Consider the following 19866-nt stretch of genomic DNA (forward strand, 5'->3'; position numbering starts at 1 on the left):
GCCTTCCAACGGCTTCAGGCAAACGAAAACGCCCGGCCCTCGCGAGAGGACCGGGCGTTTCGCGTTTGGTCTGACCTGATGGATCAGAAGATGCGGCAGGCCGTCTCGGCCGGAGCAGCCAGCAGCTTCTCCAGTTCGTCGTCCAGCTTCAGCAGGGTCAGCGAGCAGCCGGCCATTTCGATGGCGGTGCAATATTCGCCGACATAGTTGCGGGCGATCGTCAGGCCGCGATCGGCGCACAGCTGGGCGGCCTTGTTGTAGAGCACGTAGAGCTCTGCCGGCGGGGTGCCGCCGAGGCCGTTGATCATCAGCGCCACGCGGTCGCCCGAGTTGTAGGGCAGGTCGTTGGCGACGGCTTCGAACAGCAGCTCGGTGATCTCGTCAGCCGGCTTGATCTTGGTGCGCTCGCGACCCGGTTCGCCGTGGATACCCACGCCGACTTCCATCTCGTCGTCGCCGATTTCGAAGATCGGGTCACCCTTGGCCGGCGGGATGCAGCTGGTGAGCGCGAGGCCCATGGTGCGGACGTTGTTGTTGACCTTCTCGGCCACGGCATAAACCGCGTCGAGATCGGCGCCGGTTTCGGCCAGCGCGCCGCAAGCCTTCATGACGAAGAAGTTGCCGGCCACGCCGCGACGGCCCACGGTGTAGAGGCTGTCCTGCACGGCGACGTCATCGTTGATGATGAACTGCTTCAGCTTGATGCCTTCGGCTTCGGCCATTTCGCAGGCCATGTCCCAGGCCATGCGGTCACCCTGGTAGTTGTTCACCAGCACCAGCACACCGGCATCGGTGGCCACCGACTTGATGGTTTCGTAGCAGGCGTCGACCGGCGGGGCGGCGAAGACCGGGCCCTGGCAGGCGGCGGTCAGCATGCCGGGGCCGACGGCCATGACGTGGGCAGGCTCGTGGCCCGAACCCGAACCCTGCACGATGGCGACCTTGGAGGCGTCGACATTCTTGCGCTTGATCAGCTGGTGTTCCGGCATGGCTTCCAGCAGGTCGGGGTTGGCGGCGATCACACCGGCCATGAATTCCGGTACGAAGTTCTCCGGATTGTTGACGAATTTCTTCATGCGTCTCTCTCCCTTGGGTAGTCTTAGCGATTCAGTTCCGGTGCGTTCGGGGTGTAATCCACGCCGTAAGCCTTGCACCAGTCGTAAAGGATTGTGGCCACGCCGACGATGCCCGGATCGGGCGTGTTGGCGCTGCGTTCGCCCACCTGGCTGGCGCGGCCGCGATGGGCCACCAGCGTGCGGGTCTCGTCGATGGCCTTGTCCGCTTCCGCGGTGATGGCGGCCAGCACGGCGCCGAGGTCCGACCCGTCCATTTCCTGCATCTTGTCATGGATCGGCCACAGCGCGTCGAGCAGCGTCTTGTCGCCGCGCTTGGCGCCGCCGCGGGCGACGATGCCTTCGATGGCGCTGCCGAGCATCTCGGTCAGCTGGTCGTAGGTCACTTCTTCCAGCCCCTTGCTCACCATGCCGGCGCGCATGAAGCCGGTGCCCCAGATCGGGCCCGACGAACCGCCGACATGCTTCGAGCAGATCATCGAGATCTTCAGCAACATGGCGCCGATGGCGCTCTTGTCGATTTCGGGCAGTTCCTTCTTGATGACCTTGAAACCGGTGGCGAGCGAGGTGCCGAAGTCACCGTCGCCGGCGAGGCCGTCGAGGTCGGAAAAGTACTTTTCGTTGGCGATTACGGTGTCGCAGGTGTGATCGATCGCCTTCTCGATCTGGGCAAGCGTAATAGTCGACATTCTTCTCTCCCTCTGGCGCCAAGCTATGCGGTCAGCGCGGACAGGTCTGCAAGTGTAACTTCGGGGTTGGGCGCATCGCCCAGCTCGGGCACGACGCGCGCGGCCTCGGTGAAATCCTCGTCCACCGTATAGGTGCTGGTGGTGATCAGCGTCGGGTAGCCCGCGCCGGTGGAGGCGAGCAGGCCGTTGCGGCTGTCTTCAACCACCACGCAGTGCTTCGGGTCCAGCCCCAGCGACTTGGTCGCCAGTTCGTAGATTTCCGGATCGGGCTTCTTCTTGCTGACGACGTCGCCGGCATGGACGAATTCGAAGGCAGCCTTGCGCTCGGCCCCGAACAGGTCGAGCACGGCATCGATGAACTTGGGGTTGGACGTGGTGCACACGCCCAGCCGCACGCCGTTGGCCATGGCCTCGTCCACGATCCGCAGCACGCCGGGGCGCACGGGCAGGTCCTTGACGATTTCGGAGACCTGCGCGGTCTTGTACTTGTGCAGGGCGGCAATCAGTTCCGCCTTGCCGCCATGTTCGGCAACCTTGTCTTCCGGCCAGCCATATTCCTCGAAATAGGCTGTCATGCGTTCCTTGCCGCCAGCGACGAGCAGCATCTTGGCATAGAAGTCGACAGACCATTCGGCGTCGATCCCGAATTCGGCAAAGGCCATGTTGAAGCCGACCCGGTGCGCATCGCGCTCGGTATCCACCAGCACGCCGTCGCAATCGAAAATGATTGCCTTCACCATCAGGCGTTCTCTTTCAGCGTGGCGAGGAACGGCTGGGCCTGGTCCTTGCCGCCGAACTTCTCGATGAAGCCGGAGAACAGCTGCTTGCAGGCCTGGTACTGAGCGTCGATAACGCGCAGCGGCTCGTAGTCGTCGGGATTGGCCTTGCGATAGGCTTCGAAGCTCTCGACGAAGACGTGCTTCAGGTTGGTGGAGATGTTCACCTTGGCCGAACCACGGGCGATGGCCTTGGCGAAGGTCTCGTCCGACAGGCCGGTGCCGCCGTGCAGCGCCATCGGCGTATTGGTGGCCTTGTTGATCGCCTCGATACGGTCGAAGTCGACCTTGGGCTCACCCTTGTAGAAGCCGTGCGCGGTGCCGACGGCGCAGGCGAAGGCCGACAGGTCCAGCGCGTCGCAGAAGACCTTGGCGTCTGCGGGATCGGTGAGGACGGAGTCTTCCTCGGCCACGACCATATCGTCTTCCACGCCCATGATCTGGCCCAGCTCGGCTTCCATGCCGACATTGTACTTCTCGGCGATCTCGCGCACGCGCTTCGACATCTCGAGGTTTTCCTCGAACGGGAATTCCGACGCGTCGATCATGATCGAGGTCCAGCCGGTCTGCGCGCACTTCTCGATCATCTCGAGGTTCTTGCAGTGGTCGAGGTGCAGCACCACCGGCACCGGCGAGTTCTCGGCGCAGGTGCGCACCCAGCTGACGATTTCCTCGTGGCTGTAATAGTCGATGGTCTTGCTGCTGGTCTGGCAGATGACGGGGGCGTTCAGTTCCTCTGCCGCTTTCACCATCGCCTTGGTGGTGTTGTAGTCGACAAGGTTGAACGCCGCGACGGCATAACCGTTGTCCATCGCGTGCCGCAGCAGCGGCTTCATGTGTACCAGTGGCATTTCGTGCTCCCTACGATAGCCGGTGTTTTCGCTTGTTCCGGTGATTTGGTCCGGAACGTTCGAATCGGTTCCATAGCGATAGTATACGCGGTCAGCCACCCGTCTTTGCGGCCTTTTGATACCCCTGAGATTGAAAATGTCCGGAATTGCGACGGCTACCGGCGAAACCGCCCGTCGATGGCGATTGACGCTGGGGCCGCCGCGGCGCTAATGGCGCGACCCCGGACGGATTGTCCGGTCGGTATGCGGGTGTAGCTCAATGGTAGAGCAGGAGCTTCCCAAGCTTAAGACGAGGGTTCGATTCCCTTCACCCGCTCCATGATATAGGCAGGCCGTCATGCCGGCCTTCTTCCTCACTTTCATCGCAGTTGCCGCCGCCATGCTGGCGGGCAAGGACGCGGTGCGCGTGGCGCGGCTGCGGTTGGCGCTGGGGTGGGGTGGGCCGCTAGCGGTGACGGTGCTGGCCTCGGCGCTGGCCGGCGCGGCGCTGGCGGCATGGATCGCGCAAAGCCTGGGACCGGTCATCCCGCCGCAGTACAAGCCGCTGGTCGTGGCCATCGCGCTGGGCCTGGCCGGGCTGGAGGTGCTGTTGCGCCGTCCTTCGCCGGCGCCGAAGGAACCGACCCGCTCGATGGGTGCGATTACCCTGGTGCTGCTGCTGGGCATGGTCACCGATGCCAGCGGGTTCATCATCCTGTCGATGGCCATCGTCACCGGCGAGGCGCTCTATGCCGCGGCCGGCGGGGCGACGGGGGCGCTGGTGGTGCTGGGCGCGGCAATCCTTGCGGCAGAGGACTGGCAGGCGCTGCCGCAGCGGCTGTTGCGGTACGTGGTTGCGGCGGGCCTGCTGCTCGCGGCGCTGGCAATCGTCTTTCTCGCTTAAAGAATCCAGATACAATCGACTTAGGCGATTATACTGACGCACTAATCGCATGAAACCAACCACCTGTTCCGTCCGTTGGTCGGGTAAGAAGACGATTTGAAAGGACGGAAAATCATGGCCACTTCTGGCGACAATTCGAAAACCGCGCTGATCGACGGGCTCAACGGCCTGCTCGCAGATCACTTGGCGCTGTTCTTCAAGACCAAGAACTTCCACTGGCACGTGACCGGGCCGCGCTTTCGCGACCTGCACCTGCTGTTCGACGAACACGCGGTGGAAATCCGCGACCAGATCGACATCATCGGTGAGCGCGTGCGCAAGAACGGCGCAAAGACGCTGACCTCGATCGGGTCCGTGGCGAAGCACACCGCGATCGCCGACCAGGACGATGCCGAGCTGTCGGCCGAGGACATGCTGCGCGAGCTGCGCGACGACAACGCCAGGCTGGTCGAGCGTCTCAAGGCCCTCAAGGAACATGCCGAGAAGGCCGGCGACAACGCCACCGACGGCCTGATCGACGACTGGACCGACATGGCCGAGGAACGCGTCTGGTTCCTCGAATCCACGCTGAAGTAAGTTTCCCCCGACCCCTCCGGAACCGCCGCGCGGCCTCTCGCCTCGCGGCGGTTTTGCGTATAGTCGGGAAACATGGCCGACATCGACATCATCGAAGATTCCTCCGACGACTATATCGCCACCTTCATCGAGGCGGTGCTGCGCAGCAACCTGACCGAGCACGCGGAAACGGTCGCCATCAGCGTGCCGGGTGGGTCCACCCCCTTCCCGATCATGGAGAAGCTGGTGCGTGCCGATCTGGACTGGTCGCGGGTGGCCGTTTGGCCGGGAGACGACCGCGTCGTTCCGGAAGACCATCCGGCCAGCAACACCGGCAAGATCCGCCAGCTGTTCGAGCCGGTCGGTGCCACGGTCGCGACGCTCAACGAGATGGAGCAGGTGCCGCATTTCGCGCTGGTCTGGCTGGGGATGGGGGCGGACGGCCATATCGCCTCGCTGTTCCCCAACACCGATCCGCAGTTCGACGATCCGCAAATGGTGCGCCGGCTCACGCCCGACCCGCTGCCGCCCGAAGCGCCGTTCGACCGGGTGACCCTGACGATCCCCGCGCTGCTCAATTCCGATGCGCTGATGTTCGTCATCCGCGGCGACGACAAGCGCGCGGTATTCGATGCGGCGGTGGCGGGCGAGCACGACTTGCCGGTCGCCCGCCTGCTGGGCGCGGCAATGCAGCAGGTGACATGCTTCACCTGATGCCCGCCTGGGCGCACCGGGCCGCGCTTCCTTTCGGCCATGTGCTGCGCAAGAGCTACCTGAGCCTATTCCGCCCGCGCATAGCCGGGGTCTGCGTGTTCATCGAGGACGACGCCGGCCGAGTGCTGTTCCTGCGCCAGTCTTACGGCTCGAGAGCCTGGACCATCCCCGCCGGTGGCGCCAGGCGCGACGAGGACCCGGAGGTCGCCATTCGCCGCGAGGTCTACGAGGAACTGGGCTGCGAGTTGCACTCGCTGGAAATGCTGCACCAGTGCGAGGAACGCCTGTACGGCGCGCCGCAACTGGTTTCCATCTTCGCCGCCCGCGCCCTCAGCGAACCGCGCCCCGACAATCGCGAGGTGATCGCGGTCGAATGGTTCTCGCTCGACCGCTTGCCATCGCAGCTGACCGGTCAGGCCATGCGCAGGCTGCCGCTGCTACAGCAGCGATAGCTGGGCGTCGTCGCGGCGCGGCTCTTCGCGCTCCACGCCTTCGAGATTGCTGAGCGTCAGCCCCATCAGCCGGATCGGCATGGGCAGCGGCAGTTCGTTGTCCAGGATGGAGCGTGCCACCTCGGCGAATTCGCGCTTGTCGGCGACCGGCTGCGGCAGCGATTTCGCGCGGGTGGCGATCTGGAAATCGTTGTATTTCAGCTTCAGCGTCACCGTGCGGCCCTTGGCCTGTTTCTCGGCGATCCTGTCCCACACGATGTCGATGATCCGCTCCAGCGTGTCGCGCAGCTCGTCCTCGGCGGAAATGTCCTCGCTGAAGGTGCGTTCGCCGCCGATGGACTTGCGAATGCGGTTGGCGCGCACGGGGCGCAGGTCAATGCCGCGCGCGGCGCGGAAGAGGTAGTCGCCGAAGCTGCCGAAATGCCGGTTCAGCCAGTCGCGGTCCTTCTCCGCCAGGTCCGCGCCGGTCTCGATGCCGAGCCGCGCCATCTTCTCCGCCCCCTTGGGGCCGACCCCGTGGAAGCGGCGGATCGGCAGCGACTGTACGAAGGCTGCGCCTTCGCCGGGGCGGATCACGCAGATGCCGTCGGGCTTGTTCTGGTCGCTGGCGAGCTTGGCCAGGAACTTGTTGTAGGACACGCCCGCACTCGCCGTCAGCTGGGTCTCCTCGCGGATGCGCTTGCGGATCGCCTGCGCGATGGCGGTGGCGCTGCCGATACCGTGCCGGTCCTCGGTCACGTCGAGATAGGCTTCGTCGAGGCTGAGCGGCTCCACGTGCGGGGTGTAGTGGCGGAAGATCGCGCGGATTTGCTCCGACACCTCACGATAGACGTCGAAGCGGCTCTTGCAGAAGATCAGGTCCGGGCATTTCCGCCGGGCGGTGACCGAGGGCATGGCGCTGCGCACCCCGAACTTGCGCGCCTCGTAGCTGGCCGCGGCCACCACGCCGCGTCCGGAAGAGCCGCCGACGGCCACGGGCTTGCCGCGCAGTTCCGGATTGTCGCGCTGCTCCACGCTGGCGAAGAAGGCATCCATGTCGACGTGGATGATCTTGCGCAGGCCTTGCGCTTCGTCCTCCTCGCCGTCGGGGCCGTCAAATCCCGGTGATTCCGCCATGCCGCCCTTCTACCGCGTGCGCTTCGTTGACTTAATCCTTTTCTCGCCAAGGTGCCCGGTCTAGGGCAGTTGGTGAATGACCAAGGGCAGCCCACTCGACTCTTTGCCGCTGGGACGGCGCGAACTGATCGTGCTGCTGGCGCTGCTGATGAGCCTCAATGCGCTCGGCATCGATGCGATGCTGCCCGCGCTGGACGAGATGGCGGCCGACCTTGGCGTGGCCGACGGCAACGATCGCCAGCTGGTGATCGCGGTCTACACCATCATGATGGGCGTCGGCTGCCTGGTTCCGGGCAGCTATGCCGACCGCTATGGCCGGCGCCCGATCATCTTCCTCGCGCTGATCGCCTTTTCGGTGCTGTCGCTGGTGACGGCGATGCTGACCGATTTCGAAAGCATGATCGTGATCCGCGGCGTTACCGGCCTGCTGGGGGCGGGCCTAATGGTGGTGCCCATGGCCATCGTGCGTGACCTTTACGAAGGCGACCACATGGCCCGGCTGATGTCGACCATCGCCGCTGTGTTCATCTCCGTCCCCGTCTTCGCGCCCAGCCTGGGGCAGGCCATCCTGCTGGTGGGCAGCTGGCGGCTGATCTTCGTCGCCCTCTCGCTGGTGGGCGTGGCGACGGCTGCCTGGGTCTATTTCCGCCTGCCGGAAACGCTCGCGCCGGCGAACCGGCAGGAAATCAACCTGCCCGTGATCGCCCGCAACATGGGCGTCTCGCTGATGAACCGCCAGTCGATCGGCTATGTCCTCGGCTCCATGCTGGTGATGGGCGGGGTGTTCGGCTACGTGAATTCCGGCCAGCAGCTTTACCAGGATGCCTTCGGCGTCAGCGATGCGGCCTTCCCCGTGTTGTTCGGCGCGACCGCCGCGATGATGAGCTTCACCAACCTCATCAACTCGCGCATCGTCATGCGTTTCGGCGCGCGGCGCGTGTCGCATTTCGGGGTGATCATGTTCATCACCGTCAGCGCGGTGCAGGTGTGGTCCTCCTACGTCCACCCCGGCAACATCTCCTGGTTCCTGCCGCTGATGAGCATCAATCTCGCGCTGCTGGGTTTCCTTGGTGCGAACTTCGGCTCCATCGCCATGCAGCCCTTCGCGCATATCGCCGGATCGGCCAGCAGCGTGCAGACCTTCTTCCGCATGTTCGGCGCGGCCATGGTGGGGATGATAATCGGCCAGTCCTACGACGGCACCGCCATTCCCTTCGCCTGGGCGCTGCTGATCTGCTCATCCACCGCGCTGATGCTGGTGCTGTTCAGCGAACGCGGCAGGCTGTTCCGGCGCCTGAATGTCATGCCGCCGAAGGAGCGGGTGGTGCCATGAGTGACATCTACGACCTGATCGTGATCGGCGGCGGGGTGAACGGCGCGGGCGTGGCGCGCGATGCCGCAGGGCGCGGCGCCAAGGTGCTGCTGCTGGAGAAGGGCGACCTGGCCAGCGGTACCTCGTCGAAGTCGACCAAGCTGGTCCACGGCGGGCTGCGCTACCTCGAGTACTACGAATTCGCCCTGGTGCGCGAAGCACTGGGCGAGCGTGACGTGCTGTGGTCCATCGCCCCGCACATCGTGCACCCGATGCGCTTCGTGCTGCCCGTAACCGCCGAGATGCGATCCAAGTGGATGCTGCGTGCGGGCCTGTTCCTCTACGACCACATCGGCGGGCATGGCGGCCTCAAGAAGACCCGCTCGATCAGCCTGAAGAAGCACCGCGCGGGCGTTGCGCTGGAGCGGCGCTACAAGCACGCCTTCGAGTATTCGGACGGCTGGGTGGACGATGCACGGCTGGTGGTGCTGAACGCCATGGACGCCGCCGAGATGGGCGCCGACATCCGTCCGCGCACCGAGGTCACCTCAGCGCGACGCGAAAGCGACCTGTGGGTGGTGGAAACGTCGGCCGGCACCTTCAAGGCGCGCGCGCTGGTCAACGCGGCCGGCCCCGCGGCGGACGACATTGCCAAGGTCGCTGGCGAGAAGCCCGCCTATGGCATTCGCCGCGTGCGTGGATCGCACATCGTGGTGCCCAAGCTGTTCGACCACGACTGCGCCTACATCCTGCAGCAGCCCGACACGCGCATCTGCTTCGCCATCCCGTGGGAGGGCGACTTCACGCTGGTGGGCACGACCGATGCCGACCACAAGGGCTCGCTCGACGAGGTCGAAGCCAGCGACGAGGAGGTGCGCTACCTGCTCGACGCGGTGAACCGCTATTTCGAGCATGACGTGACCCAGGCCGACGTGGTGCACACCTATGCCGGCGTGCGCGCGCTGGTGGACCTTGGCGAAGGCCGCCCCGAAGCGGCGACGCGCGGCTATCGGCTGGCGCTGAGCGACGAGGACGAGGGGGCGCCGCTGCTGGGCATCTACGGCGGCAAGATCACCTCCTATCGCCACGTGGCGGAAGAGGCGGTGGACAAGCTGGCGAAGCGCCTGAAGGTGCTGCAGGGCGAGCACTGGACCGGCAAGACGCCGCTGCCCGGCGGCGATTTCGACAAGGAAGCCCAGCACCACCTGATCGACGTGCTGGCGGAGGAATATCCCTTCCTTTCCGAGCGCGACGTGCTGCGCATCGGCCGTGCCTACGGCACCCGTGCGGTCGACTGGCTGGGCGAGGCGAAGAGCTGGGACGACCTTGGTCGCAATTTCGGTGCGGGGCTTTCCGAAGCCGAAGTCACTTATCTGCGCGAGAAGGAATGGGCCGTGACGGCGGAGGACATTCTCTGGCGCCGCACCAAGCAGGGCATGCACATGAGCGAGGCCGAACAGGCCGCGCTGGCGGAATACCTCGGCAGCTAGTCTTCCGCTGGTGCCTCAACCCGCGCCAGCAGCGCCTCGACCTGGACCTGCGCGCCCTCGCTGGCGGAAAGTTCTGCCACCAAACCATCGAACGGTGCGGTGAGGGCGTGTTCCATCTTCATTGCTTCCAGCACCAGCAGCCGCTGGCCCGCCGTGACGGGATCACCTTCGGCCACATGGACAGCGATAACCTTGCCCGGCATGGGAGCGAGGATGTCGCCGTCGTGGGCGTGGACACCGGCGGTCTCGTTGCGCGCGATTGTAGCGACAAAAGTGGTGCCGAGATCGTTGACCAGCACGCCCTCTTCGACTTCTTCCACGTGTCGTCCGGCATGCGGCGAATGCCACTGGTGACGGTGGTCGAAGGTCGCGCTGCCGATGCTGAACTTCATCAGTGGCTCCGCTTTGGGCGCGTTGAGGCGCAGGCCAACGAGTTCCGGCGGCGAGGTTTCATCCGCAGCGGCGAGGAAATGATCGGTCAGCGCCTGAAGGGCTGCGGCCGACGGCTCCCCGGTGGGCAAGAGCGCATCGCTTTCGGCTTCGAGGAAGCCCGTCGTCATTTCGCCAGAGCGGAATATCTCGTGTTCGAGCGCGCGCCAGAGGAACTCGGCATTGGTGCGAACCGGCCAGCAAATCACTTCCGAGCAATCCAGCGCAAGCGACTGGATGGCGGCTTCGCGATCTTCGCGATGGACGATCAGCTTGGCGATCATCGGGTCGTAGAAGGGTGACACCTCACCGCCTTCCTCGACACCCGTTTCCACCCGGTCACCGACAAGATCGAGATGGGTGAGCGGCCCCGTAGAGGGCAGGAACCCCTTCGCCGCGTCCTCAGCATAGAGCCGCGCCTCGATCGCCCAGCCGTTGATGCTCAGCTCGTCCTGCTGCAACGGGATCGGCTCGCCGCTGGCGACGCGCAGCTGCCATTCGACCAGGTCGACGCCGGTGATCTCCTCGGTCACCGGGTGTTCCACCTGCAGGCGGGTATTCATCTCCATGAAGAAGATGCGGTCGGCGCGCAGGCCTTCGCTGGCGTCGGCGATGAATTCGATCGTGCCCGCGCCTTCGTAGTCCACAGCCTTGGCAGCGCGCACGGCGGCGGCACAGATTTCCTCGCGCGTGGCCTCGTCCATGCCGGGGGCGGGGGCTTCCTCGATCACCTTCTGGTGGCGCCGCTGCAGCGAGCAGTCGCGTTCGAACAGGTGGACGACGTTGCCGTGGCTGTCGCCGAACACCTGCACCTCGATATGGCGAGGTGAGGTGATCCACTTTTCCAGCAGCACTTCGTCGTTGCCGAAGCTGGCCTTGGCCTCGCGCCGGCAGCTTTCCAGCGCGGCTTCGAAGTCCCCAGCGGCATCGACCTTGCGCATGCCCTTGCCACCGCCGCCCGCGACAGCCTTGATCAGCACCGGATAGCCGATGGCGTCGGCTTCGGACTTGAGCCGTTCGACTGACTGGTCCTCACCCTCGTAACCGGGGGTGACGGGCACGCCCGCCGCGCGCATCAGCTTCTTGGCGGCATCCTTCAGGCCCATGGCCTCGATGCTGCTCGGCTTGGGGCCGACCCAGATCAGCCCGGCATCGATCACCGCCTGCGCAAAGGCGGCGTTTTCCGACAGGAAGCCGTAGCCGGGGTGAATCGCCTGTGCGCCGGTTTCCTTCGCCGCGGCGATGATCTTCTCGCCAACGAGATAGCTTTCGGCAGCGGGCGAGGGGCCGATGTGCACGGCCTCGTCCGCCTGGCGGACATGCAGCGCCTTGGCATCGGCATCGGAATATACCGCCACGGTGGCGATCCCCATTGCGCGCGCGGTGCGGATGATGCGGCAGGCAATCTCGCCGCGATTGGCAATGAGCAGCTTGGCAATCATGGGGTCGGCGCGTCCTCGCAGGCCTGAGTGACGTGGCTGTAGGTGATGGTGGCGATCTTCCATTCATCGCCTTCGCGAACGAGCGTGAAGATATCGACCCCGCAATGGCTTCGCTCGCCATCCAGGTAAAAGCCGAAATCTGCCCAGACCATGGCTACCGGTCCGTCTACCAGCACCTCGATAACCTCGATCGGCTCGGCGATTTCGCCGGGAACGCTGGCGACAAACGCGACCAGCTCCTGAGCCCGCGTGGATTGCGCTGGTACGTCAGGCTGTTCCGCGTGCACCCAGGTGGCAACGGCATCCTCGGTCAGCATGGTGGCCATCGTTTCCGGGTCCTTGGCATCGAACGCCGCCATGAAGGCCTCGACCGTCTCGAGCACACGCTCCCTCTCGGCATTCTCGCCCGCAGATGCCGGAAACGGTGCGAGGGCAAGGCAAAGCAGGGCGAACAGGGTGGATATGCGGTGTGTCATCGGACCAATCCTCTCGTTCCGCCGGATGCCTGCATGTGGTTGCAAATGCAACCTTCGCCGGAGGCGGTCAGTCGTCCTTGCGGCGCACGCCTTCGTCGCGCAGCGGGGTGCGCGGTACGTCGGCGATGGGCTGCGCCATGCGCGCCATCACCATCAGCTGGCCGCGCGTCCATTTGGGCTTTTCCTGCGGCTCCCACGATCCGGCCACGGTTTCCATCAGCGCGGCGGCGACGTGCAGCAGCTTCTGTCCCAGCGTGGTGTGGGCGCGGTGGTCCCACGCCAGTTCGGCCTGTTGCACCACTTCCTGCCCGATGGCGCCGTAGATGTTGGCGGCGGACAGGATCGCCCAGCGCTGGCGGAAGCGCAGCCGACCCGCGCCGATACGGGCGGAGGCATCGTGCACCTCGGCCATCTTCACCAGCCGCCGGGCCATCTTCACCAGCGCCTTGCGGTGTTGCGGCTTCATGTGCTGCCCCGGCGGAATGTCGAATTCGGCGAGCCATTCCAGCGGCAGGTAGCAGCGCCCGGCGGCGTCATCTTCCCAGATGTCGCGCGCGATATTGTTGAGCTGGAAGGCCAGGCCAAGGTCACAGGCGCGATCGAGCGTATCCTCGGCATCCTTGGGCACGCCCATCACCCGCGCCATCATCACCCCGACAGCGCCCGCGACATGATAGCAGTAACGCATCAGGTCGCCCTCGGTACGCGGCATCCAGCCTTCGGCATCCAGCGCAAAACCGTCGATCACATCGTCGCACATCTCGCGCGTGATGCCGACTTCGGCGGCGACCTGTCCCAGCGCGTCGAAGGCGATATCGGCCGTCGGCTGGCCTTCCAGCGCCCGGTGAGTGAGCACGCGGATGGCCTCCACCCGGTCCTTATCTCCGGCCTTGCTCAGGTCCAGCGTGCCGCCATGGTCCTGCCCATCGGCAATGTCGTCGCAGCGGCGGCACCAGGCATAGAGCAGGTGCGCCCGCTCGCGCGTGTCCTTGTCGAACAGCAGGGAGGCGACGGTGAAGCTCTTGGAGCCCTCCGCGATGCTCTCGCGGGCGCGCCTGACCAGTGATGCGCGCGGCCTGCCGCCACCGACCTGCCTGGGCGTCGCCTTGAGCAGCTGGCTGGCGACCAGTGGCCTGGGTTTGACCCGCTTCAGGTTCACAGGTCCTCGGCGCGCATCTGCACGATGGTCTGGATCGGCTGGTATTCGGCCATCTTCTCGAGCAGTCCTTCAAGCGTGTCGCCCACGATCAATATGTCGCGGTGCATTTCCCTGATAAAGCCGGTTTCGGCCATTTCCCGGTTAAACGCCAGCAGGCCGTCATAGTATCCGAAGGAATTGAGCAGGCCGACCGGGCTCTGGTGGTAGCCGAGCTGCGCCCAGCTGACTGCTTCCCACAATTCGTCCATCGTGCCCACGCCGCCAGGCAGGGTGACGAAGCCGTCCGACATGTCGGTGAACATCTGCTTGCGCTCGTGCATGTTGGCGACGACGTACAGCTCGGTGCAGTCGAGGTTGGCGACTTCCATGTCCTTCAGCGCCTGCGGGATCACCCCGATGACCTCGCCGCCGGCATCCAGCGCGCCGGATGCGACCGCGCCCATCAGCCCGGCCTTGCCACCGCCATAGACGACGCCGATCCCGCGCTTGGCCAGCGTCTGCCCGACATCGCGGGCAAGCTGCATGTAGCGCGGATCCGCAGGGGTAGCGGAGCCGCAATAGACGGCGAGACGGTTAAAGCTGTTCGACATGGGAAAATGCCGTAACCGCAAGCGTCAGGAAGACAAGTCCTCGATCATCAGCCCGGCCGTCGCCTTGGCGCTGCCGACCACGCCGGGAATGCCAGCGCCCGGATGGGTGCCCGCGCCGACGAGGTAGAAGTTCTCGATCACGTAGTCGCGGTTGTGGCCGCGGAACCAGGCGCTTTGCGTCAGCACCGGCTCCAGGCTGAAGGCGCTGCCGAGGTGGGCGTTGAGATCGTGGCCGAAATCCTTCGGGGTGTAGTGGAACTTGGTGACGATGCGATCGTGGATGTCGGGGATCAGCCGCCGCCCGACTTCGTCGAGCACGCGCTTCTCCAGTTCCTTGCCCACCTCGTCCCAGTTGACCGGCATCTTGCCCAGGTGGGCGACCGGCACCAGCGCGTAAAAGGTGCTCATCCCCTCCGGCGCCATGCTGGGATCGGTCACGGTCGGGTGGTGCAGGTAGATGGAGAAATCGGCGGGCAGGATGCCGCGGTCGTAGATGTCCTCCAGCAGCCCTTTGTAGCGCGGGCCGAACAGGATCATGTGGTGCGGGATGCCGGGCCAGGTGCCCTCGATGCCGAAATGCACGACGAACAGCGAAGGCGAAAAGCTCTTCCGCGTCAGCGCCTTGCCATAGGTCTTGCCGCGATGGCTGTCGCCCAGCAGCTGCTTGTAGGAATGCACGATGTCGGCATTGCTGGCGACGGCATCGAACTTCTGTGTCCAGCCACTGGCCGTGTGCACGGCCTTGGCGCGCTTGCCCTCGGTTTCCACCTTCACCACCGCGTCGCCGACGCGCATGGTGCCGCCCAGCCGCTCGAAATGGCGCACCATGCCGGCGATCAGGCGGTTGGTGCCGCCGCGCGTCCACCACACGCCGCCATCCTTCTCCAGCTTGTGGATCAAGGCGTAGATGGAGCTGGTTTTCATCGGGTTGCCGCCCACCAGCAGGGTGTGGAACGACAGGGCCTCGCGCAGCTTCTCGTTCTTGATGTACTTCGACACCATCGAATAGACGCTGCGCCAGGCCTGCTTCTTGGCCAGCGCCGGGGCGGCCTTGATCATCGACTTGAAGTCCAGGAACGGCACGGTGCCCAGCTTGACGTAGCCTTCCTCGTAGACTCCCGCCGAGTAATCGAGGAAGCGATCGTACCCGTCCACATCGGCGGGCTCCAGCTTCATGATCTCGTTGCGCAGGTCGGCTTCGTCGTTGGAATAGTCGAAGTTGGTGCCGTCGGGCCAGTTGAGCCGGTAGAAGGGCATGACCTTCATCAGCTCCAGGTCCTCGTCCATGTCGTGCCCGCTGATCGCCCACAGCTCACGCAGGCAATCGGGATCGGTGACGACGGTCGGGCCGGCATCGAAGGTGAAGCCGTCCTTCTGCCAGAAATAGGCGCGGCCGCCCGGCTTGTCGCGCGCTTCGACCACGGTGGTGGCAATGCCGGCGCTCTGCAGGCGGATGGCCAGTGCCATGCCGCCGAAGCCGGAGCCGATCACACAGGCTGTCCTGCCTTCGGGAGTAGTCATCGGGGGGAATTCCTTGTCGGATCGAGCAGGGGAGGGGATGAGCCGGCGATGGCTCCGATGGCGCGAACGACGGGCACCGGCGGTTTGCCCGCCAGCACCCGCACCTTGTCCGCTAGTCGCGAACGCCCGGCATAGAACCGCTCGATCAACGGTTCGCGCAGGCGATAGAAGCGTTCGAACACCTTGTAGCGCTGTTCCGGCTGCGCCGCGCCGAACAGCATGGTGCCCAGCAGGCGATAGAACGACATGTTCGACCAGTGCCGCCGCGCGCTGGATGCCAGCTTGGCGGAGAGCTGGTCGCCGGGCAGGTCCGCATCCTCGGCAATCGCCAGCGCCACCTCGACCGCGACGGGCAGCGTATAGCTGGTCAGGGGGTGGACGAAGCCGCCACGCGCGCCGGCCACGGTCACGCCGTTGATCTGCTGGTCCTGCTGGAAGGCCCGGAAATTGCCGCCGGTGACGACCGGCAGCACGCCGGTCTCGAAGGCGACGGGCTCTCCGCTCCAGCCCATGCGGGCCTGGTACTGGTCGAGCCGGGCGGACAGGGCCGAACGGTCGAGATCGGGCGTGTCCTGGTAATAGGTGTCCTCGATGAACAGGTCGTGCGATCCAACCGGCAAGGTGTAGACGAAGCGATAGCCGCCCAGCTGCTCGACATGGGCGTCCATGATGATGGGATGGGCCAGCCCGTGCGGCTCGGGCGTGCGCAGGTGGCGGCCCATGAATACCTGCCAGCCGCCGGTGAGGTGCGGGGTGGGCGCAAAGCCCCGGCAATCGATCACGCTGCGCGCGGTAATGCGGGTGCCGTCGCGCAGGTCCACGCCCTCTGCGTCGAGCGCGGCGACTTCGCGCCCGGTCATGATCGTGTCCTCGGGCAGTTCGCGCTCCAGCCGTGCAGCGAAGTCCGCGCTTTGCAGCGACCGGTAGGCAGCCTTCAAGCGGCGCTTGTAGGTGGGAAACCGGACGATGTAGCCATCGTCCCACTCGGCCTTGCGGAAGCCGGACAGCAGCTCTTCGCCAGCCGGGGAAAGGTCGCTGGCGAACCAGCTCCAGCGGTGGTTGCCGCCCAGCCGTGCGCCGGCCTCGATCAGCCTGACCGATACCTCCGGACGGTACATGGCCAGCGCCAGCGCGATCAGGCCGCCCGAAAGGCCGCCGCCGACAATGGCAATATCCGTGGTCCGTCCGCTCATCGCCCAGCGGCCTTAGCGCATTGGCACCTGCGCGCAATCACCGCCCTTGGTCCGGTATCATTTTGCAACGAAGTGGTGGAACCGCCCTTCACGAGACCCGTTGAATGGCAAAGGCAACAGGAATATTCAGCATGCACATGCGCCGTTTTTCCCTCTCCGCGGCTGGCCTCGCGCTGGCAACCGCTGCGCCCGCCATGGCGCAGGAGGCAGAAGGTCCGCCCGTCGACATGGGCGATACCGTGTTCGCGGGAGATTACCTCTCCATCGGCGTGGGTGTAGCCATCAACCCGTCCTATACCGGGTCGGACGACTACGTCTTCAACGTCCTGCCGATCGTGCAGGGTTCGCTGCTGGGCGTGGAGATTTCGCCACGCGCCGCCGGGATCACCCTCGATTTCGTGCAGGACCCGGATGAAGGCGTGGGCCTGGACCTGGGCATTTCCGGGCGCCTGCGCGCCAACCGGGCGACCCAGATCGAGGACGAGGTGGTCGAGCTCTATGGCGAGCTGGATCGTGCCATCGAGGTCGGCCCGCATGTCGGGGTGAGGGTTCCGCAGGTGCTCAACCCGTTCGACAGCCTGACCATCGGCGCCGACGTGATGTGGGACATCAACGGCGCGCACGAGGGCATGGTGGTCAATCCGTCGGTCACCTATTTCACCCCGCTCAGCCAGTCGGTGGTGGCCAGCCTGACCTTCTCCACCGAATGGGCGGACGAGGATTTCCAGGACTATTACTACCGCGTCGACCCGCTCGCCTACACCGGGCCGGGCGCATCGCCGCTGGCTGTATATGATCCGGATGGCGGCGGATTTACGAGCGCAGGCGTGAACCTGCTGATGGGCATCGACCTCGATGGTGACGTCACCAATGGCGGCCTGGGCCTGGTGGTGATCGGCGGCTATTCGCGCGTCCTGGGCGATGCGGCGGACACGCCCTTCACGGCGGTGCGGGGCACGAGGAACCAGTTCCTCGGCGCCGTAGGCGTCGGTTACACTTTCTGACCCGGCCCTGACGCCAATGAAAAAGGGGAGCGACCGCAAGGCCGCTCCCCTTTTCGTTTGCCTGAAGCGAGGGATCAGTCCTCGATGTTCAGTTCCGGACGCGCCGGCGGCAGCGGAGCGTCGCGGTCGCCAGTCATCAGGTAGGTGTCGAACCACTCCATCATCCGCACGTTGTATTCGTAACGCGATGCGGCGCGGGAGTTGCCGTGGCCTTCGCCCGGGAACATCACCAGTCGCAGCGGCGTGTCCGGGCGACGGATACGGATGTTGCGGTACATTTCCACGCTCTGCGTCGGGCTGACGCGCGTGTCGGCATCGCCGTGCATGATCAGCAGCGGGGTATCGGCGCGGTCGGCGTAGTAGATCGGGCTGACTTCGAGGAAGTGCTGCCAATCGTCCCACGGCCATTGCCGCGCATGAACCAGGAACATCTCCATGGGGATGTCGCCGGTGCCGGTCTTGCTGATCTGGTTGGAAATGCCGACGAACATCACGCCCGCGGCGAAGTGCTCCGAATTGTAGGTGGAGGACCAGGCCGTGGCATAACCGCCGTAGGACCCGCCGGTGATGCCCACGCGATCGGGATCGGCGATGCCCATTTCCACCAGCCAGTGCTTGGCGTCCACCAGGTCGCGGAATTCGGGATCGGTGTAGTTGCCCGAGTGCGCCTTGGAGAAGTCGGTACCGTAGGCGGTGGAGCCGCGATAGTTGGGCAGGAACACGGCATAGCCCTGGCCCGCAGCGACCTGGCCGGGGTTGGAATAGCCGGTGACCCAGCCGTTGCTTTCATGTGCTTCGGGGCCACCGTGCACGTCGAAGATGGTCGGGGCGCCGCCGCCGGGCACGCCGCCGACGGGCAGAATCAGCACGCCTTCGACTTCGGTGCCGTCGGTCGCCTCGAAGCGGAACGGACGCTGCTCGCCGAAGTCGATCTCGGCCAGCCACGGGTTGTGGTCGGTCCAGCGGGTGAAATTGCCGCCGTTGAAGGAGAACAGCTCGTTCGGGTGCGTCGGCGCGTTCGCCTCCACCACCAGGCGGTTGCCGCCCTGCTCGATGCTGGTGAGGATCAGCCCGTCGGGGTCATATTCGCGCAGCATCTCGCCGTTGTCGTCGTAGAAGCGCAGCACGCTCTGCACGCCGACGTGGACGACGACCGCGAGGCGACCATCGGCCATCCATTCGGCATCGACGGCAGCTTCGGGAGCACCGGCGTTGAGCGCGTAGTATTCGCCCGTCGAGGTGTCGACGAGGTGCAGGGTGGTGTCAGCCGGGTCGTGCTCGTCCACGCCGGCGATCATCGACAGGTGCATGCCGTCGGGCGAGATCTCGATGTCGCCCAGCTTGCCGGGCGTTTCCACCTCGATCGTCTCGCCGGTGGCGAAGTTGAGGATGTGGGCGCGAAGCGAGGTGTATTCGTCGTCGATCAGCGGCGAGGGCGCGCTGGTGAAGACGGCGAATTCGCCACTCGGCGCCACCTGGAACGAGGTGACGTAACCAGGCACCTCGATCTCGCGCGGATCGGCATCGACAGTCGTGCCTTCGACACTGGCGACGACGATCCGGTTGAACTGGAATTCTTCCTCGTAGACCACCGAGTTGAAACCGGCGTCCGCCTCATCCTCGCGCGCCTCGTCCGGCGCCGCGGCAACGCGCAGGTAGACTTCGCTGCCGTCGGGCGAGAAGGCGTAGGATCGTACGGCGGCATCTTCCACGCCGGCCAGCTTGCGATGCGAACCACCGTCCACCGGGATGCCCCAGAGCGCGCGGTCGTCGCCTTCGTCGGTCCACAGGAAGGTGAGCATGGAGCCATCGGGGGTGAAGCCGATGGAAGAAACGCTCATGTTTTCGGGCAGGTAGGCGCGCACGTCCATCGCGCCATCGGCCAGGAACAACTGCTGGCGCGCCGAGCCATTGTCCTCGCCGCGCGTCACGTCAGGATAGTGGACGCGGGTGTAGGCAACATGATTGCCATCCTGCGAGACGGCGACGGTGCCGGTATATTCGATGCGGGCGACGTCCTCGGGCGTCATCTCGCGGGCCAGCGCCGGCGTCAGCGGGAGGGTCAATGCCGTGGTAAGCAGGGCAGTACGCAAAAGCTTCATCGTCAGGGGGTCCCCATTACTGGTCTGTTTCAGCTGCAA

Annotated in this window: 19 protein-coding genes and 1 tRNA gene; 8 read left to right on the forward strand and 12 right to left on the reverse strand. The window is 65.2% G+C overall.

The genetic code is table 11. The features are described 5' to 3' along the window. Positions 1 to 83: 83 nt before the first annotated feature. Genes dhaK through OZN62_RS12000 form a run of 4 tightly spaced genes read right to left on the reverse strand, consistent with a single transcriptional unit; the run spans position 84 to position 3389 of the window. A complete protein-coding gene (dhaK, locus tag OZN62_RS11985) occupies positions 84 to 1076 on the reverse strand; it encodes a dihydroxyacetone kinase subunit DhaK (RefSeq protein WP_269100033.1) in 993 nt (330 codons plus the stop codon). A 23-nt stretch (positions 1077 to 1099) separates the two neighbouring features. Continuing rightward, positions 1100 to 1762, reverse strand: coding sequence for a dihydroxyacetone kinase subunit DhaL (dhaL, locus tag OZN62_RS11990; RefSeq protein WP_269100034.1), 663 nt, complete (start codon positions 1760 to 1762; stop codon positions 1100 to 1102). Positions 1763 to 1785: 23 nt separating this feature from the next. Further along, on the reverse strand, positions 1786 to 2502 hold the full coding sequence (locus OZN62_RS11995) for an HAD-IA family hydrolase (RefSeq protein ID WP_269100035.1): 717 nt from the start codon (positions 2500 to 2502) through the stop codon (positions 1786 to 1788). Beyond that, complete coding sequence (locus OZN62_RS12000; protein ID WP_269100036.1) at positions 2502 to 3389, reverse strand: class II fructose-bisphosphate aldolase; 888 nt, start codon at positions 3387 to 3389, stop codon at positions 2502 to 2504. The genes OZN62_RS11995 and OZN62_RS12000 overlap by 1 nt, the downstream gene beginning before the upstream one ends. Positions 3390 to 3634: 245 nt before the next feature. Between OZN62_RS12000 and OZN62_RS12005 the strand changes: the two genes are divergently transcribed. The 5 genes from OZN62_RS12005 to OZN62_RS12025 all read left to right on the forward strand — a co-directional run bounded on the left by OZN62_RS12005 (position 3635) and on the right by OZN62_RS12025 (position 5993). Beyond that, positions 3635 to 3708 (forward strand) — tRNA-Gly (locus OZN62_RS12005). An 18-nt stretch (positions 3709 to 3726) separates the two neighbouring features. Further along, positions 3727 to 4272, forward strand: a complete 546-nt coding sequence (locus OZN62_RS12010; RefSeq protein ID WP_269100039.1) for a hypothetical protein — start codon at positions 3727 to 3729, stop codon at positions 4270 to 4272. 114 nt (positions 4273 to 4386) lie between these two features. Further along, positions 4387 to 4848 (forward strand): Dps family protein, encoded by a 462-nt coding sequence (locus OZN62_RS12015; RefSeq protein WP_269100041.1) that lies wholly within the window; start codon positions 4387 to 4389, stop codon positions 4846 to 4848. Positions 4849 to 4920: 72 nt separating this feature from the next. Beyond that, positions 4921 to 5541, forward strand: a complete 621-nt coding sequence (locus tag OZN62_RS12020; RefSeq protein ID WP_269100042.1) for a 6-phosphogluconolactonase — start codon at positions 4921 to 4923, stop codon at positions 5539 to 5541. Next, positions 5529 to 5993, forward strand: a complete 465-nt coding sequence (locus OZN62_RS12025) for an NUDIX hydrolase (protein ID WP_269100043.1) — start codon at positions 5529 to 5531, stop codon at positions 5991 to 5993. The genes OZN62_RS12020 and OZN62_RS12025 overlap by 13 nt, the downstream gene beginning before the upstream one ends. Here the strand turns inward: OZN62_RS12025 and dinB are convergent. After that, entirely contained in the window at positions 5979 to 7109 is a 1131-nt protein-coding gene (dinB, locus tag OZN62_RS12030) for a DNA polymerase IV (protein WP_269100045.1), read from the reverse strand. The genes OZN62_RS12025 and dinB overlap by 15 nt on opposite strands. A 76-nt stretch (positions 7110 to 7185) precedes the next feature. On the opposite strand from dinB, the gene OZN62_RS12035 reads away from it, so the two are divergent. Beyond that, positions 7186 to 8442, forward strand: coding sequence for a multidrug effflux MFS transporter (locus tag OZN62_RS12035; RefSeq protein ID WP_269100047.1), 1257 nt, complete (start codon positions 7186 to 7188; stop codon positions 8440 to 8442). Beyond that, entirely contained in the window at positions 8439 to 9911 is a 1473-nt protein-coding gene (locus OZN62_RS12040; protein ID WP_269100050.1) for a glycerol-3-phosphate dehydrogenase, read from the forward strand. Before OZN62_RS12035 ends, OZN62_RS12040 begins: the two co-directional genes overlap by 4 nt. Here the strand turns inward: OZN62_RS12040 and OZN62_RS12045 are convergent. The 6 genes from OZN62_RS12045 to crtY form a co-directional block, all read right to left on the reverse strand. After that, positions 9908 to 11782: an acetyl/propionyl/methylcrotonyl-CoA carboxylase subunit alpha gene (locus OZN62_RS12045; RefSeq protein WP_269100051.1), complete on the reverse strand. Its 1875-nt coding sequence runs from the start codon at positions 11780 to 11782 to the stop codon at positions 9908 to 9910. The two genes, OZN62_RS12040 and OZN62_RS12045, sit on opposite strands and share 4 nt — an antisense overlap. Beyond that, positions 11779 to 12258, reverse strand: coding sequence for a nuclear transport factor 2 family protein (locus OZN62_RS12050; RefSeq protein ID WP_269100054.1), 480 nt, complete (start codon positions 12256 to 12258; stop codon positions 11779 to 11781). Before OZN62_RS12050 ends, OZN62_RS12045 begins: the two co-directional genes overlap by 4 nt. Before the next feature lie 67 nt (positions 12259 to 12325). Further along, on the reverse strand, positions 12326 to 13372 hold the full coding sequence (locus OZN62_RS12055; RefSeq protein WP_269102174.1) for a phytoene/squalene synthase family protein: 1047 nt from the start codon (positions 13370 to 13372) through the stop codon (positions 12326 to 12328). Between the two features lie 41 nt (positions 13373 to 13413). Next, positions 13414 to 14007, reverse strand: coding sequence for a TIGR00730 family Rossman fold protein (locus OZN62_RS12060; protein WP_269100055.1), 594 nt, complete (start codon positions 14005 to 14007; stop codon positions 13414 to 13416). 24 nt (positions 14008 to 14031) lie between these two features. Next, complete coding sequence (locus OZN62_RS12065) at positions 14032 to 15528, reverse strand: phytoene desaturase (protein ID WP_269100056.1); 1497 nt, start codon at positions 15526 to 15528, stop codon at positions 14032 to 14034. After that, a complete protein-coding gene (crtY, locus tag OZN62_RS12070; RefSeq protein ID WP_269100057.1) occupies positions 15525 to 16721 on the reverse strand; it encodes a lycopene beta-cyclase CrtY in 1197 nt (398 codons plus the stop codon). The genes OZN62_RS12065 and crtY overlap by 4 nt, the downstream gene beginning before the upstream one ends. Before the next feature lie 137 nt (positions 16722 to 16858). On the opposite strand from crtY, the gene OZN62_RS12075 reads away from it, so the two are divergent. After that, positions 16859 to 17725, forward strand: a complete 867-nt coding sequence (locus OZN62_RS12075; RefSeq protein WP_269100058.1) for a MipA/OmpV family protein — start codon at positions 16859 to 16861, stop codon at positions 17723 to 17725. Positions 17726 to 17799: 74 nt separating this feature from the next. On the opposite strand, the gene OZN62_RS12080 is transcribed toward OZN62_RS12075, so the two are convergent. Further along, positions 17800 to 19827 carry an alpha/beta hydrolase family protein gene (locus tag OZN62_RS12080; RefSeq protein WP_269100060.1) on the reverse strand — a complete coding sequence of 676 codons (2028 nt, stop codon included), beginning with the start codon at positions 19825 to 19827 and terminating at the stop codon, positions 17800 to 17802. Positions 19828 to 19866 lie beyond the last annotated feature (39 nt).

Source organism: Aurantiacibacter sp. MUD11 (assembly GCF_026967575.1).
Classification (GTDB): domain Bacteria; phylum Pseudomonadota; class Alphaproteobacteria; order Sphingomonadales; family Sphingomonadaceae; genus Alteraurantiacibacter.